At 37.4% G+C, this 14,887-nt stretch carries 16 protein-coding genes and 1 pseudogene; 6 read left to right on the top strand and 11 right to left on the bottom strand.

The window, feature by feature from the left end; translation table 11 throughout:
- Positions 1–269: 269 nt before the first annotated feature.
- The 10 genes from ACP6PM_RS14720 to ACP6PM_RS14765 form a co-directional block, all read right to left on the bottom strand.
- Positions 270–1,268, bottom strand: a complete 999-nt coding sequence (locus ACP6PM_RS14720) for an RNA-guided endonuclease InsQ/TnpB family protein (RefSeq protein ID WP_426585821.1) — start codon at positions 1,266–1,268, stop codon at positions 270–272.
- Complete coding sequence (locus ACP6PM_RS14725) at positions 1,240–1,773, bottom strand: IS630 family transposase (RefSeq protein WP_426585823.1); 534 nt, start codon at positions 1,771–1,773, stop codon at positions 1,240–1,242. The genes ACP6PM_RS14720 and ACP6PM_RS14725 overlap by 29 nt, the downstream gene beginning before the upstream one ends.
- A 20-nt stretch (positions 1,774–1,793) precedes the next feature.
- A complete protein-coding gene (locus ACP6PM_RS14730) occupies positions 1,794–2,186 on the bottom strand; it encodes a helix-turn-helix domain-containing protein (protein ID WP_426585825.1) in 393 nt (130 codons plus the stop codon).
- A 24-nt stretch (positions 2,187–2,210) separates the two neighbouring features.
- The gene (locus ACP6PM_RS14735) at positions 2,211–2,399 is read right to left on the bottom strand and encodes a helix-turn-helix domain-containing protein (RefSeq protein ID WP_426585827.1); all 189 of its coding nucleotides are present in this window, start codon (positions 2,397–2,399) and stop codon (positions 2,211–2,213) included.
- 40 nt (positions 2,400–2,439) lie between these two features.
- Complete coding sequence (locus ACP6PM_RS14740; RefSeq protein ID WP_426585829.1) at positions 2,440–2,616, bottom strand: hypothetical protein; 177 nt, start codon at positions 2,614–2,616, stop codon at positions 2,440–2,442.
- A gap of 12 nt (positions 2,617–2,628) precedes the next feature.
- The gene (locus tag ACP6PM_RS14745) at positions 2,629–3,561 is read right to left on the bottom strand and encodes a polysaccharide deacetylase family protein (RefSeq protein WP_426585831.1); all 933 of its coding nucleotides are present in this window, start codon (positions 3,559–3,561) and stop codon (positions 2,629–2,631) included.
- Complete coding sequence (locus ACP6PM_RS14750) at positions 3,554–4,474, bottom strand: polysaccharide deacetylase family protein (protein WP_426585833.1); 921 nt, start codon at positions 4,472–4,474, stop codon at positions 3,554–3,556. Before ACP6PM_RS14750 ends, ACP6PM_RS14745 begins: the two co-directional genes overlap by 8 nt.
- Positions 4,471–5,172 carry an isochorismatase family protein gene (locus ACP6PM_RS14755; RefSeq protein ID WP_426585835.1) on the bottom strand — a complete coding sequence of 234 codons (702 nt, stop codon included), beginning with the start codon at positions 5,170–5,172 and terminating at the stop codon, positions 4,471–4,473. Before ACP6PM_RS14755 ends, ACP6PM_RS14750 begins: the two co-directional genes overlap by 4 nt.
- 837 nt (positions 5,173–6,009) lie before the next feature.
- Positions 6,010–6,237 carry a hypothetical protein gene (locus ACP6PM_RS14760; RefSeq protein ID WP_426585836.1) on the bottom strand — a complete coding sequence of 76 codons (228 nt, stop codon included), beginning with the start codon at positions 6,235–6,237 and terminating at the stop codon, positions 6,010–6,012.
- Positions 6,238–6,864, bottom strand: coding sequence for a hypothetical protein (locus ACP6PM_RS14765; protein ID WP_426585838.1), 627 nt, complete (start codon positions 6,862–6,864; stop codon positions 6,238–6,240). It lies immediately after the preceding gene.
- 473 nt (positions 6,865–7,337) lie between these two features.
- Here ACP6PM_RS14765 and ACP6PM_RS14770 point away from each other — a divergent pair, with 473 nt between their 5' ends.
- Both ACP6PM_RS14770 and ACP6PM_RS14775 read left to right on the top strand, forming a co-directional pair.
- Entirely contained in the window at positions 7,338–7,733 is a 396-nt protein-coding gene (locus tag ACP6PM_RS14770) for a hypothetical protein (RefSeq protein WP_426585840.1), read from the top strand.
- 245 nt (positions 7,734–7,978) lie between these two features.
- The gene (locus ACP6PM_RS14775; protein WP_426585842.1) at positions 7,979–8,587 is read left to right on the top strand and encodes a glutathione S-transferase family protein; all 609 of its coding nucleotides are present in this window, start codon (positions 7,979–7,981) and stop codon (positions 8,585–8,587) included.
- A 136-nt stretch (positions 8,588–8,723) separates the two neighbouring features.
- Here the strand turns inward: ACP6PM_RS14775 and ACP6PM_RS14780 are convergent, their stop codons facing one another.
- Positions 8,724–9,785, bottom strand: a complete 1,062-nt coding sequence (locus ACP6PM_RS14780; protein ID WP_426585844.1) for an AbrB family transcriptional regulator — start codon at positions 9,783–9,785, stop codon at positions 8,724–8,726.
- A 238-nt stretch (positions 9,786–10,023) separates the two neighbouring features.
- Here ACP6PM_RS14780 and ACP6PM_RS14785 point away from each other — a divergent pair, with 238 nt between their 5' ends.
- From ACP6PM_RS14785 to ACP6PM_RS14800, 4 genes and pseudogenes are all read left to right on the top strand, one after another.
- Entirely contained in the window at positions 10,024–10,824 is an 801-nt protein-coding gene (locus tag ACP6PM_RS14785; protein ID WP_426585846.1) for an aspartyl/asparaginyl beta-hydroxylase domain-containing protein, read from the top strand.
- 209 nt (positions 10,825–11,033) lie between these two features.
- The gene (locus ACP6PM_RS14790; RefSeq protein ID WP_426585847.1) at positions 11,034–12,377 is read left to right on the top strand and encodes an MFS transporter; all 1,344 of its coding nucleotides are present in this window, start codon (positions 11,034–11,036) and stop codon (positions 12,375–12,377) included.
- Between the two features lie 411 nt (positions 12,378–12,788).
- Positions 12,789–13,855, top strand: a pseudogene (locus ACP6PM_RS14795) (IS630 family transposase).
- 322 nt (positions 13,856–14,177) lie between these two features.
- A complete protein-coding gene (locus ACP6PM_RS14800; protein WP_426585849.1) occupies positions 14,178–14,480 on the top strand; it encodes a hypothetical protein in 303 nt (100 codons plus the stop codon).
- Positions 14,481–14,887: the final 407 nt, after the last annotated feature.

Here is a 14,887-nt window from a genome sequence, read left to right on the forward strand (position 1 = left end):
CAAGGAGGAAAGTCCCCCTAAAAGGGGGAGGCTTGAAACCCATTTTTTCGGTCATAAATCAAGTTTCCTTGCAAAAATATACTTTTCACTTTTCCCGTTAACTCCATTCCTTCAAATGGTGTATAACCGTTCTTAGAAACCTATGATTATCTATATAAATCTATGATTTTCTATAAAGAATCTGTTCTATTCTTGCTTCATTCTGGCAACGTCGGCGTTATCCAGTCCACAAGCTGTCACGGTCGTTCGCGGAACGCGGAGCGGAGCTCTTACTGACCGCCATAGCTAAATTTAATGCTGCATTTAAGTCTCGTTCGCGCTAGCGTTGCGGAGCAATCACAACTGAAATTGCAATGTTCGCAATTGAAAATGCGCTCTGATAAGGACAGAGACTCCTTTACCTGACCACACCTACTGCAAGTCTTAGAGCTAGGAAACCATCTATCAACAACGATTAACTTAGAGCCGTATAGTTGACACTTATACTCTAACTGTCTTCTGAACTCATAAAAACCCATATCGGCAACAGCTTTAGCCAGCTTATGGTTTGATATCATACCTGATACATTAAGGTCTTCTATTACTATTTGACTGTGGTTTTTAGCCAAATAAGTAGTTAGTTTATGCAATGTATCTTTCCTGATGTTAGCTATTCTATTATGTAACTGAGCTATTTTTAGCTGTGCTGCCCTCCAGTTATTGGAAAATTTGGTTTTATGCCTGTTTAGGTATTGCAATCGTGATAGTTTAGATTCTAACTTTTTGTAAGATTTAGCACCATCAAATACTTCTCCTGTTGACAATGTTGCCAAAGTTTTAATTCCTAAGTCTACACCAACTACATCTACTGATTTCTCAGTAATTTGACATTCCCTTTCTTCTTTGAAACTGACAAACCATCTATTAGATGCCCTACTAATAGTTACTGACTTGGGATTAATATTATCGGGCAGTATTTCATAAGTTTTAATCCATCCAATTCTTGGTAATTTAATCTGATTAAAACCTACCGATATTGAGCCATCTAGAGTAAAACTATCATCTTTACCTTTTTTCTTAAATCTAGGTTGACCAGACATGAGCGTAAAGCAACGTTTCCAAGCTGATGATAAATGCCTCAAAGCATATTGAGGTGCTGTTTTAGATACTTCATAGTACCAATAGTTATTAGGTTTAACCATTGCTACTAAAAGTTTATGCAGGTCGATAGATGTGGGAAATTTACAGCGCTTTCCGTTGTTATGAGGTACAGTAGCAGCACTTAGCAAACCAGTTTTTTAAATGTTGAGGATTCATTAAGTTAATTGCTACAGAGATTATTCTATCAACCATTTCTGCTCTCTGTGGAGAAAAACTCCGTAAAAAAGATTTCAATTGTGACCACCATAATTCAATGGGATTAAAATCTGGAGAGTATGGAGATAAATTTAGAACTTTAGCTCCTACAGATTCTATCAGTGGTTCAATTGATGCTAGTTTATGTGCAGGTAAATTATCCATTACAACTACTGCCCCTGGCCATAACTCTGGTAGTAAAAAATGTTCAATAAATACTTTGAATGCTTTGCTATCCATGGAATTATTTATTGTCATTAACGCCACTACTTCTTTCATACTTATTGCACCAATTACTGTAACTTTTTGACCTCGATAAAATGGCTTTGTTTCATATACTCTAGTCCCCTCTTCTGAGCGTGCATGGGTCCGGCTTAAACCGAGTATTACTCCTGTTTCATCTATAAATACTAAATTTTCTGGGTCTTGAACTTTCACCTTTTCCCAATATTCTGCCCTTAATTTTTGTACTCTTTCTGTCCCAGCTTGGCTACTGCGGAATGTTTTTTTTTACGGCTTAATCCCAGTTTTTGTAAAGCTCGAAACATGGCAGTACGACTTACCCAATTTCCTGTTTTTAGTCCAAATAATTCACATAATTCTTCCAGAGTTGCATCTGGATATTCTGATACCAGTTGTTTTAAATCTAAATCTGCATTTGTCAGATGACTAAACCTTGGTTTTCCACGTTTCAATGGTTCTAAATTTCCATCTGTTTTGTGTTGTTTTACCAGTTTTTGCACTAAGCTTTTAGCAACAGAAAATGTGATAGCCACCTGACGAATTGATATTTTTTGTTTCAAGTGTGCATCAACTATTTTTTCTCGCAGTTCTTTTGGATATGACTTCATAGCTATATCATCAAATTCCTATTTCTAAGTGTACCTCATAACTTCGGAAACTGCTGTAAGTTTACTATCAGGATTATTGGAATTGTGAGTCAGGATATTTCTAGTCAGCCATAATCCCCAATTCCAGGCATGACGAGCCACACCAGCGTGTTTAGCTAGTAATGTTTTTTGTTGGTTTGTGGGGTGTAGTTCAGTTTTAAATCCAAGTAACATAAAACAGATAATCTCAGATTTTCATAGATAATACCATATTTTAGCCAACAGTTACAAGCCCCACTGTCACTTCTCGGCGAAAGTTAATATGAGGAAATGTTGTTTGCATCATTAACGCTGCTTCCACTGCTTTCCGGGAACTCAGATGTAATAAATTAATATTCACAGGACTTACGCGATAAAAAAAGACGATGAAAAAGAAGCTAGTCAAACTCATTTTCTGTCACTTTCACTCAAAGCCCAGGCCAATCATTTTGATAATGCTCTGTGCCGAGGCAAAGCAGACTTCCTCTTGGCCTTTCAGGTAAGACAAAGTTTGCTCAAAATACTTGGCGCGATGAGCTTGCCCGAGTACCCAAGGATGAATATTGAGCGTTAAGAGTCGAGCGCATTTCTCCTGTTCTGCTTCCTCAGAAAGAAATTTGTAGGAGTCTATTACCTGCTCGACCCACTCGGATTCTGAATGGAGATTATCCAAGAGTACGAATCGATCTTCGATTTCCGTTGAAAGTGGAAACGAAACTATACCTCCTTTCTTCGTATTGAATGCGTAAGGTAGTTCATCATTAACCCAGTCCATCATAAATGAGAATCCGGACTCTACAAGTAAGTCCGGAGTATTCTCACTTTGGCTCTTACCAGGCGAAAGCCAACCTGTGACCTTTTTTTCAAAAGTAGTTTCCAGTCGTACTTTTGTTTCCCTGATATACTCTAATTCTAACTCTCGCTCCATCCCACCGTAGTGAGGGCAATTCATGTTCCAGCCATGAGCAATGATCTCAGCGTCTCTTTTTTTTATTTCCTTTATGAGTTGGGGGTGTCGATCAATCATTTGTCCGTTAATCGATAAGGAAGGCTTAATCCCCAGTTTATCGGTTACTTCAAGCAACCGATAAATACCAACCCTGTTCCCATGGTCTCTTAGGGTGAAGTGACGAAGATCTGGGTAGGGCTTTTTCATTCCACCGGGTGCTTGAAAAGGGTGCTTTTGCTGATCAAGAGGAAAAAACTCCAGATTTAGGTTAAGAAATACGGTAACTTTTTTACCATGTCGCCATTGGAACTTTGGACGGTCTTGCATCATAGACCAATCGTAGAAGTCATGATCCATACCATACTTTCGTTGTGGGTATTTCAAATACTCTGAAGGCAATTCAGCCATGATTTTCTATCCTTTTTTCGATATCATCTGAACAACAATCGTAGTAGTGATCGAGGTAGTACTGGGCAATTTCTCGCCCGGTTGTTAGCCAAACGTCAGAATGACCCGTGATGTATTCGAGTGCCTCCTCAAACGCTTTGATTCGGTGTGGACAAGAAATCTGGTAGTTGTGCGTAGGAATGCACATAACAGTCCCGGATTGTGATCCTTCCTTGTAAAGCTGATCGAAATTGTCTTTCAGCATTTGGGTATAACGCCTAGGCTCGACCTTTTGCACCGCAAAGGCGATCGTATCATTCATTTCTAAAGAATAGGGAATAGAGACAAATTTCTTCCCAGACGATACTGTTAATGGAGTTGGTTGGTCATCATGAAAAAGGTCACAGGTATAGATTCCTCCCTCCTCCGCAAAAATATCGATTGTTTTTTCCGAGTGAGAGAGCGCTGGAGCTAAATAGCCAGCACATGTTTGTCCGGTAAACTCTTTAATAATGTCCATGGACTCGCGGATCATAGATCGCTCTTGTTCCTCTGAGAGACCATAGGTATAGCGGGTGTTGTAAATCCCATGGGAGAAGAATTCCCACTCCCTCTCACGGCATAGCTCAATGATTTCGGGATGGTGATAACATAAAGCGGTTGAAAGGGATATAGATCCCCGTAGTCCGTACTTATCAAGAAGCTTCATTTGTCGTACATGTCCCACACGATTTCCATAATCCCGAATAGAATATCCAGCTACTGGGGGATAGGGTTGCGGCCATGGTGTTCGAAAGGGATTGGGTGGTGGGTTTATTTCATAGAATTCAATATTTGGTGCGACCCAAAATGCAACGCGTGCTTTATTGGGCCATTCTATTTTTGGTCTATTAATATAAGGCCACTCTTTATAAAGATTTAGGTCTTGTTTCATTCTATTGGTTGGTTTGCTAACCACTGAAGAACAGAATCTACGGGTTTGATGTCAGCATACTTAAGGGCTAGATCGGTTAGATTGGCAAAATGGAATGACTCGTGCTTGTCTGCCACGCATTCGATTGGGACGATCGTGCGGTAACCACGCGATAACGAATCGACGGCGGTGGCTCTGATACATCCCGAAGTACTACCTCCGGTGATAATGACAGTATCGACTTTATGCCATGTTAGTAATGACTGAAGATTCGTTTCGAAAAATGCACTCGGCATCTTTTTCAGTATGATGGCATCTATGTCTTTGCGAATTTCGAGCCTGTGGTCGAATTCAGCCCTTTTGCTGGTGATTTTTATATTTTGGAGTGAATCTGGGGTGTTCGTCCTTGTTCCCCAGACTCCAGCATCATCGGCGCTGTCCATATATGCGACATGAGTCCAGATCACCGGAAAGCCAAGGTTTCGTGCGCGATCAGAAACTTGATTGATATAATCTAACTGCTTTGGATGGGTTTGGTATGAAGTCTTAAATTCCCCAGACGTATAGGCTTGTTGTAGGTCGATATTGACGATTGCGGCTTTGTCGCCGAAACCAAACTCTTTTCGAGTTGGATTATCCATGACTTCTTGGAATATCTCACGGGCAGTTTTGGAGCTGACTTCCATCTGTTTGGGTGGAATAAAGGAATTCTCTGACATAGATTTACATTGTTTAATAGACGAAAAGCGCGAGATGTTGCTTGAGATATAAGGACATATTTTTTACCTAAATCTAACCAAAAACAACAATATCAAATTTTCAGGACTTACGCAAGGACACTATATAACTCGACAGTACAAAGTTCTTAGTGGAAAAAACGGCGTTGGTAAGGTATGATTTAAGAAAGGAGCGATCGCTAATTAGACAGAAAAATTATGGAATGTCTAAATGGGTCAATCAACTCACATCAATAAAAATGGCCAAAACAAAGAAAGTTTTGTGTAGAATGTGGTGGTTAATTTATTGATGGGGATGAAAGTTATAGAAGTTATAGTGATGAACTATCCAGATGAATGCTTAAAAATGTATTTTCATGGTATGGGATGCTTCAATTAAGACCTATTCAAAATTATCATAACTTATGCCAAAACACTCGCGCTTATCATAGAATAACATTAGAGTTAAAAATGAATTACTCTCAGATTATCTAGTCCAAGAACTGAATAAGCCCACAATAAGAGACTGTTTGTAAAATAATTATTAAGAGAGTAAAGAAGTGACTAAAATCTAAAAGCGGTAATACTTCAAGGGATTGTAAAGAAAGTAGATAGAGAAGTATTGAGTACATATATTCCTAGATTTAATAGCGACAAATATTTGTCTTGATTTCTTCCTCCCTATTCCCTGTTCCCTCTTCCCTATCTCCTTTTTATATTTCCTGATACATTCAATCTCTAAAATTCAGGGATATTTTTATTTTATAGGTGTTTTTTTTTCTAACAATGGCAGAAATCTTGAGGCGTTGGCGGAGCCTAGCAGCAGCTATATCGCCTAAATTAATATACGCTATATATAGCGTCCTTGCCTAAGTCCTGATTCAGACAATTGGTTTCATAAGCTAAGTAGGAAGCAATAACAATTGCTAACGCTTCCGAATGGGGAGGACGAGCAGCACTATAAGCTTTGAGACCAGTGAGAGAATTATCATTTTGGACGATTTTAGTATAAGCATTGAGAATTTCAGTGATTTCACAATGCAAACTCAAACTAATATAATCCTGCATTTATGGGTAAGTTTCCCGTAATTTAGTTAACCCCCGCATGATAAATTCAAAATGAGCAAAATCGTATCTTTCTGATTTGTCAATCATCAAAAATAGGTTTTGTTGGTCTGACATTCCGTGCAAACCATAGCCTCCATAAAACATAAATATTTTGAATGATGGCACCCCATATTCCTCAAATAAAAATTGTAATTCATCAATATGACTACTGCTAATGGGGGCGAGATGGTAGCCATAGTCTACATAAAAATTACCTTCTGAAAGCTTCAATGCTTCAGGAAAAAAATCTTTGTAAGCACCGCCTCGGTTGAGATAATATTGCCCGGTACGAATATAAGTTAAACCTGTTGTCACCCCACCCATAGCAGCAGCTTTTGTTTCTGTAATGGCGTCTTGAGGTAGAGGTTGATAAATACCAATATGTTGATGGGAGTCTACTAACCCAGAAAAACCTAATAATTCTTGGGCATCAAATACTTCATTACCTAATTCTGCGTTAATTTCTGGGGCGATGCGAGCAAACTTACCATTTTTAATTCCTAAGTCGAGGCGAGCGATCGAATTATGGTTTGGGCGCACCACCCGTACATTTTTAATAACTAAATCAAAATCTGAAGTTTTTGACATTGTTTCTTCTCAATAATTCAGCAATATTTTTATTTTGACATAATTAGAAATTATACAAAAGTATAGCAATCCTATCTTCCTTTAAATAGGGAGTAGGTAGGGACGTTGCATGCAACGTCCCTACAGGGTTAACAGGAATAGGAATTATAGATACCAAATGGGTTTTATAATCACGACTTACGCAAACTCGTAGATAATACACCATTTGCCCCTACAAATGGTGTATGGTTTGATATTTTGCGTAAGTCCTGAATTTATTACTTTTAGGGGTTTAGTAGTTGCGATAACCTCAAGTCAAAAGTCAAAAATAGTATGATGGGTAAATGTAATTTTTGATATTAGTAACCAATAATGGAAACCTTACACTTGTAAAGTCTAAAGAAAAACTAAAGAATAGTCAATGTAATAAAGTTTGTTATATTCTGTCATTGGAGAAAACGTTCCTACACAAAGTTACTTACGGAGTAATAAAAATGAAAAAAGCATTAGGCAAAGTCATCGTTGCATTTCTTGTCTGTTTACTATCTTTTGCAGTTGTTTTCCCCCGCCATGCAATCGCAGCTGAAGAATATTGTTTTTTAGAACAAGAGCCAGAATGTGTAAGACAATTGCCGTTCTCTGGAGACTTGTTATATGTAGATATACCTCCATCTGGAGTTAACTTCATAGAAGTTACTTTGACCGATTACTCAACTGAATATGAAGCTGTATTTAACAGTAATATTGGCAACCCAATAGTAATACCCCCATATCATAGTAGTGAAGTAATAAGTTATCCAGTCCAACCAGCAAGCTCAGTTACATTCGCAAATGCGAGTAATGCTCTAGATACACCAGTACAAATCAAAGTATTTGGGTATAGTGGTTAATTAAGATAATTTTTTGTAGGGATTGGCAAATGTCGTGATTGATATTAGCAGTTAATAGTCTTGATGTTTGCCCACCCTACCCATCCCCATCCAATTAATTCTCACTACTAAATTTCTAATAATTAATAACAGTGGTTACCAATCCATAATTAACTCCCTATAATATCTGTAAAAAACAATAACATATAGTTGAAAAAAAGAATTTTCTGGTAAATTTCATTTATGGATTTTTTGGATATATCTCAATGAAAAGAATTTTATATTATCATCCACAATCAAACTTTTCTCGAAAAATTCGGATATTGTTAGCAGAAAAAAAATTAGATTATGAACTCAAGGAAGTTAATCTACGCAACAAACCCGCTGAATTTCTGAAAATTTCTCCCATTGGTAAAGTACCTGTATTTGTAGAAGAAGATGGCACAGTAATTTGGGATTCTACATTAATTGCTGAGTATTTAGACGAAACTTATCCAGAACCCAATTTTTACCCTACTCATCCCCAGGCAAAACTTGAATGTCGTAAATGGGAAGAGTTAGCAGATTATTTAGGCGATAATATTATCAATTTATGGATACTAAATTTGACAAATAATTTAGAACCTACTTTTTATAGGACAAAATTAGAGACGTCAATTAGTCGTCTCTTACCAGTTTTTGAGCAACAATTAGCTAAATCTAAGTATTTGTTAGGTGATGAAAAATGGACAGTAGCAGATGTGGCAGCATTATGTTCTCTTGGTTACTACAACCTTCGGTTGAATGAAGATTGGGTTTTGCAATATCATAATTTAAAGAACTGGTTCAATAGATTACATGACCATGAATCAGTAAAGTCTACTGTTCCTAGATAAAGAGTGTGAGAAGTGTCGAAGGTGTGGGGAAATTCCGTTTTTATTAATGCAGCTTGCGTATCTTCAAGACTTTCTACTCCCCACACCCAACAGCATAATTCTAAACAACATACCCTTATGAGACTTCCCCTACTCCCTACTCCCTACTCCCTACTCCCTGTTCAATATTACTACGTTTCATTCTCGTAGCTATGAAATTTGTCAACCCAGGAACAATTAAAATAATAGTTAACATTCGAGTAAGTTGAATTGCCAAGACTAAACCCGCATCACCACCTAATTCATTAACTGTTGCAATCATCGCTTCTATTCCTCCAGGGGTAAAACTTAACAGAGAAGTAATTAAATCAACCTGAGTAAATTGATGAAATTCATAACCTACCACAAAGAAACCGATAATTAATACTATTACCAGGATGATTTCAACTAAAATAGCTTTCCACAATTTTCGAGCATTTTCCCAGTCAAATTGAACTCCAATAAAAATTCCTACTAGGAACAACCCCACAGCAAATAACCATTGGGGAACCTGTAATTGGTATGGCGTTCCCCATAAAGTAGTCAACCCAACAATAAAGCTACCTAAGAAAGCAGAGGAAGGCAAACGAAATTGTTTTCCACCCCAAATTCCTAAACCACAACATCCCGCTACTATTAATAAATTCCATAACATGGGTATGGTGGTTTTACCTGATGCCAATAAAAAACTTGTGGTCTGAGTCTGGTCAATAGCAGGAAACATCAAGATGCTAGCAGTCGGTATAATGAATACTACTAATAACACTCGCAAATATTGGAGGATAGTAACAGCAATAGGATCTGCACCTAATTCTTCACTCATGGTAACAATAGCAGAAGCAGTGCCAGGAATAGATGCCAGAAAACCTGTAGCGCGACTAACTCCGCCCCATATAGACAAAAGATAGCCTTTGAACATACTCAATGCACCAGTGATCAAAATACATCCCACGACAGGAATAGCATAAGTGGTAACTATACTAATTGTTTCTGGGGAAAAGCGAAATGCTGTAGCAATACCAATTATCGCTTTGCCAAACATAATTATAATTCTGGGTAATGGTTGGGGACTACCTTTAATAATTGCATAGATAATTCCAGCAATCATTGGACCGATCAACCAACCGACGGGAAAGTTTAGCCAGTCGAATATAAACCCTACTAAAATAGCTAAGGTCATTGGGGCGATGGCTGTTTTGATACTTGATAATTTGGAGATAATTTCTTGGTGGTTGAACACGCTAAACAATATATATTAAATTTTACAGACAATTATACAACTTATATATTACTGGTTATTGATTACTATGACAGGATAATTTCAGGGAAAGGTACTATAATATTGAGGATAGTTGTGTATTGTGTAAATTATGTCAAAATTGAAAAACCCTTGCTCATTTTCAGGAATAGAAAAAACAATGGAAAATTATAATGAGTATCATCTAGACCCAAAGCAATTTTATTTTCTCAAATTTTTTCAATATAACTGGCTAGAAATTAAAGATGAATTTACAAATTTTACTCAAAATACTTCTGAACAAGAATTAAAATTTACTTATGATGTGATGGGTCCTAAAAGTAAAACAATTAAAACTAAAGGTAATGGAAAATATAGTGCTTTTGGGATTTTATTTCAAGGTATGTTTATTGAAGAATATATTAACTTTCATCAAATACAGTATCCTGATTATGAACTAGAGTCTGTATTAGAAAATGCTCTGGTATTAAGAGAGAAATATTTTCCTAGTTTGGCTGAAGCGATTAAAAAAATTAATTCAAGTAATGATAATATTCTCAGAAATGTGTATTTTGGTATATTCCATCCTGGTTTAGATATTAAACTCCATGTTAACTATAACCATCATACAAATCGTGGTTATCTAGGATTAATAGTACCGGAAGGAGATGTGGCAATGAAAATATGTCACGATAAACTTTACTGGGAAGAAGGCAAGTTTATGATTTTAGACCACAGTTATCCACACTGCCCCCACAATTATACTAATTATGACAGAGTAGTTTTAGTTGTAGACTTTTTTAAGCCCGATCGCCCTAGAGAGGAAGTAGCAAAATTTGAACAAGAGCAAGTTAGACAACGTATGCAAGATAATCCTTATAGTTTAGGAGTTTTTGGTAAAAGCGATCGAGTTAAAACAGAAGATTTTATTAAGTATGGTTTAGCTCATCAGTTAGAGTGGGATAAGGCTTTAGATAAGTAATAATTAATAATTAGGTGTTGTCAGATTAAAGGATGAATCTTTGCTTGGTCATTTCACTTAGCCTCCTCCGGAGGAACTGCGTTAATACTGCCTCTAGCTATTTGCGCAGCATTCCGTAGGAAAGCATCGGGATTGAGATCGGGAATATTTTTTTTATCCCCTTAAAAGGGGAAGCTTTAGACCACAATTTTTCGGTAAAAATCATAATTATGTTGAAAATTACTCCCAAAAATCTGTTAGAGCCTAATTATCCTTTTGCCCCTAAAAATTTCCCGTTTTTCTATGGTTGGATAATTTTAATTGTTTGTACCATTGGGGTAATAATGAGTACCCCCGGTCAAACTATTGGGGTGAGTGCTTTCACTGACCATTTACTAGCTGCCACTGGTCTGTCACGCTTACAACTAAGCAATGCCTATTTTATCGGCACTTTAACCAGTGGTTTAATATTGCCTTATGGGGGAGTTTTGCTAGACCGTTTTGGCGCAAGGGTGACAGTTGTTTGTGCATCAATAGGTTTAGGTCTAACTTTGTGTTATCTCAGTTTTAGCGATCGCCTAGCTACCATCATTAATCAAACATTTCCCATAATTCCTTATTCAACTATTGTCTTAGTAATACTGGTATTAGGTTTTGTTTGCCTGCGTTTTTCCGGTCAAGGTATGTTAACTATGACCAGTCGCACAACTCTAGGTAAATGGTTTGACCGTCGCCGTGGTTTTGTCTCTGGGATCGCAGGCGTATTCGTAAGTTTTGGTTTTTCCATTGCACCCCTAACTATGAGTTCATTAATTGATATTTTAGGTTGGCGAAATACTTGGTTAGCAATGGCAGCAGTTGTTGGTATTGGTATGGGGTTAGTAGGATGGTTTTTTTATCGCGATAACCCAGAGGAATGCAGTTTATTAATGGATGGAAAAAAACACACTCAAACCCCCCTTGAGGAAAAACATTCATCCGATAACAACTTACAAGATTTTACCCGCGCTGAAGCACTACGCACAATAATGTTTTGGGTAGTGACATTAGCTTTATCCTCACAAGCTTTGATATTTACAGGTATTACTTTCCATATTGTTGATATTGGTGCAGAAGCTGAATTATCTCAAATGCAGGCAGTAAGTATATTTTTACCCCAGGCAGTTGTATCTACTATTGTTGGTTATTTGATGGGGATAGCAGCAGACCGAGTTGCTCTAAAATACTTATTCATGGTAATGATGCTAGGTCAGATAATAGGTGTTGCTGCTATTACTAATTTTGGTGAACCTTTATTTAGGGTTTTAACTATTGTGGGATTTGGGATTACTGGGGGATGTTTTGGCACTTTATCGGCAGTAGCTTTACCGCGTTTTTTTGGCAGAACTTATTTAGGTTCGATTTCTGGTTTTCAGATGATGATTCTGGTCATAGGAAGTGCAATAGGACCTTCATTTTTGGCTATATTTAAAGATAAATTAGGTTCTTACCAACCTGGTCTTTATGGTTGTTTGATATTGGCAATTTTGATTTTGATTTTCACATTTTTTGCCCGTCAACCACGCAAGTCTTGAAATAATTTTTCCTCTGGTTTATAGCACTGCAACTGCGATAAAATTAATAGTTAGGTCTAAAAGTAGATTTATGCAAAATGAAAATAATCATAGAAGAAGTTTAAATGAAGTATCCAGGACAACCTAAATCACCCCCTAATTGGTATAGGCAACGAGAAAACTCCTACATAGAAACTGAGTTTTATAAGAACCTAGGCAATTTGGCAGATGCTATTGAACAAGAGCACTGGTTTGGAGATAAAACTAAACATTCACGGTACAGAGTTGATTTCCTTTTATGTACCTAGATTATCATTTTTTATTACAACAAATTTCTAGGGCACTAAGTTTTTGGAAGTAATATCATGTCCGGTAGCATCGGTATTGTATAATAGAAGAGGAGAAAAATAATTGCTCGGAGCGTACGCCATTATGCCAAGACGTTTAAGTATCCAAGAACACCTAAGTGTAGATGAACTAGAAAGAAACTACCGAGCTACTTATGACCCAATAGAAAGGACTAGATACCAAATCATTTGGCTTAAGCGCAAAAGGAAAAACAACACTCATAAGTTTCTTCAGTCACAGGCTATTGTTTGGAGGGGATTCGTCAAATTGCACGTCGCTATAATCAGCAGGGTAAAGAAGGATTGGTAGATCGTCGCCATCAACATCCAGGGCCAAAAGGATTCCTCTCAGATGAACGGCAAGCCCAACTAGAAATGGCCATCCAAGAGAAAGCACCAGATGGAGGATTATGGAATGGGCGTAAGGTAGGGGATTGGTTAACAGAATTAATAGACCATCGAGTTGATCGGCGCAGAGGATGGGAATATTTACGCTCAATGAAATATAGATTACGAATCCCCCGACCTGAGCATCAGAAATCGGCAACCCCAAACGAACAGGAGGAATGGAAAAAAGCGCACCGCCTGCGGCGAGGTCTCCTCGCCGTAAAGACGGAGCAAGAAAACTCTGCTGCCGATTTGAACAATTAAAAGCTGAGTATCCACAGGCCACTGTCGAACTCTGGGCAATGGATGAACATCGTTTGGGCCTCAAACCAATTTTTCGGCGAGTATGGACACCTGTTGGGGTACAACCAACAGCAGAGGTGAACTGGCGTTTTCAATGGTTCTGGGTCTATGGGTTTGTACATCCCCAATCAGGAGAAACATATTGGTGGCTTTTACCTAAGGTCAATATTACTGTGTTCAACCAAGTGTTGGCCGACTTAGCTGAACATTTTAGTTTGGGAAAAAATAAACACATCCTTTTAGTGCTAGATAAAGCAGGTTGGCACAGCAGTAAAAAACTCAAAATTCTTTCTGGGATTGCACTTGGAGTTCTTACCAGCCCATACACCAGAACTACAACCAGCCGAACGACTCTGGCCAGTAATTAATGAACCGATCAGTAATTAAACCTTTGAAAATTTATCCCAGATGGAAGATATAGTTTTTGAGCGATGTATCAACTTAATGAAACAGCGTTCGTGAAACGTGCCGGAGGCAATCGCTCCCAAACAGGTCTTACTTGTTTTCGTTGGTGGCCTACTGATAATTTATCAAGTGCTTGAAGAGTGGCGATCGCTCCGGGCAATTATTTTTTTTCTTCTTCTATTATACACGCTCCGATGCTACCGGACATGATATAACTATATACAGCTAGAAATAACTATATACAGCTAGAAAATTCAATAGACCTCCAGTAGAGGAGTTTATTTTTTCAGCTATTGAGTGGTTACATGAAAAGTCGTTTATTACTGTATTTCTTTTTCACGAACCTGATTCTATCGAAGAAGTTAATTATTTAGACGGAATGATAAAAGAGTTTGAAAAAGGTGAAGTTAGAATTAATACTATATCCGAGGAATGGTATAGCTGGGAACTGGGCGAACATTTGAAAAGCTATGCTCACTTATATGATGAGTTTTTGGTTGTTGCTGACGATGCTGTGTATATAGAGCCATTATTGCAGATTCTTTCATTTAACAATGGAAAGTTATTACGACGGGGAAATTCTGAGACAACATTTATTGATAAAAAATTAGAGAAATTTCCTTGGCAAAACATCTATCATGCTATTGCGGATGCCTTTGGATTAAGCCTTGACGAAATGTGAAGCTAATAAATAGAATCAGGACTTACGCAAAGACACTATATATAGTGTATAGTAATTTTGGCGATCTTCACTATAGTTTTGTGCGTTAGCGGAGCTTTGCGTCAGCAATCGCTTGAGTTTTAATTAAAAAAAACTTCAGTTATTCAAGTTAAACAAGTTTCATTTTAATTGAAGGATATTTCAATTCTGAGACCAGATAATCTGATAACAATTCATGCTTAACTTGATAAATACAGGACTTACGCAAAGACACTATATATAGTGTCTACTGATTTAGGAGAGCGCTATAATTTTTTAAGCGATCGCTTGAAAAGCCAAATTATCATAACTAATACAAAGATACACTAATATCATCAGGACTTACGCAAAGACACTATATATAGTGTATGCTAAATATAGCGATATAG

The sequence above is a fragment of the Dapis brunnea BLCC-M229 genome (genome assembly GCF_050015995.1).
Lineage (GTDB): Bacteria > Cyanobacteriota > Cyanobacteriia > Cyanobacteriales > Microcoleaceae > Trichodesmium.

Coding starts and splice junctions, on each gene's coding strand:
- ACP6PM_RS14730 (WP_426585825.1), bottom strand. CDS start 2,186: ATGAAGTCATATCCAAAAGAACTGCGAGAAAAAATAGTTGATGCACAC.
- ACP6PM_RS14735 (WP_426585827.1), bottom strand. CDS start 2,399: ATGTTACTTGGATTTAAAACTGAACTACACCCCACAAACCAACAAAAA.
- ACP6PM_RS14740 (WP_426585829.1), bottom strand. CDS start 2,616: ATGAGTTTGACTAGCTTCTTTTTCATCGTCTTTTTTTATCGCGTAAGT.
- ACP6PM_RS14745 (WP_426585831.1), bottom strand. CDS start 3,561: ATGGCTGAATTGCCTTCAGAGTATTTGAAATACCCACAACGAAAGTAT.
- ACP6PM_RS14750 (WP_426585833.1), bottom strand. CDS start 4,474: ATGAAACAAGACCTAAATCTTTATAAAGAGTGGCCTTATATTAATAGA.
- ACP6PM_RS14755 (WP_426585835.1), bottom strand. CDS start 5,172: ATGTCAGAGAATTCCTTTATTCCACCCAAACAGATGGAAGTCAGCTCC.
- ACP6PM_RS14760 (WP_426585836.1), bottom strand. CDS start 6,237: ATGCAGGATTATATTAGTTTGAGTTTGCATTGTGAAATCACTGAAATT.
- ACP6PM_RS14765 (WP_426585838.1), bottom strand. CDS start 6,864: ATGTCAAAAACTTCAGATTTTGATTTAGTTATTAAAAATGTACGGGTG.
- ACP6PM_RS14770 (WP_426585840.1), top strand. CDS start 7,338: ATGAAAAAAGCATTAGGCAAAGTCATCGTTGCATTTCTTGTCTGTTTA.
- ACP6PM_RS14775 (WP_426585842.1), top strand. CDS start 7,979: ATGAAAAGAATTTTATATTATCATCCACAATCAAACTTTTCTCGAAAA.
- ACP6PM_RS14780 (WP_426585844.1), bottom strand. CDS start 9,785: ATGACCTTAGCTATTTTAGTAGGGTTTATATTCGACTGGCTAAACTTT.
- ACP6PM_RS14785 (WP_426585846.1), top strand. CDS start 10,024: ATGGAAAATTATAATGAGTATCATCTAGACCCAAAGCAATTTTATTTT.
- ACP6PM_RS14790 (WP_426585847.1), top strand. CDS start 11,034: ATGTTGAAAATTACTCCCAAAAATCTGTTAGAGCCTAATTATCCTTTT.
- ACP6PM_RS14800 (WP_426585849.1), top strand. CDS start 14,178: ATGATAAAAGAGTTTGAAAAAGGTGAAGTTAGAATTAATACTATATCC.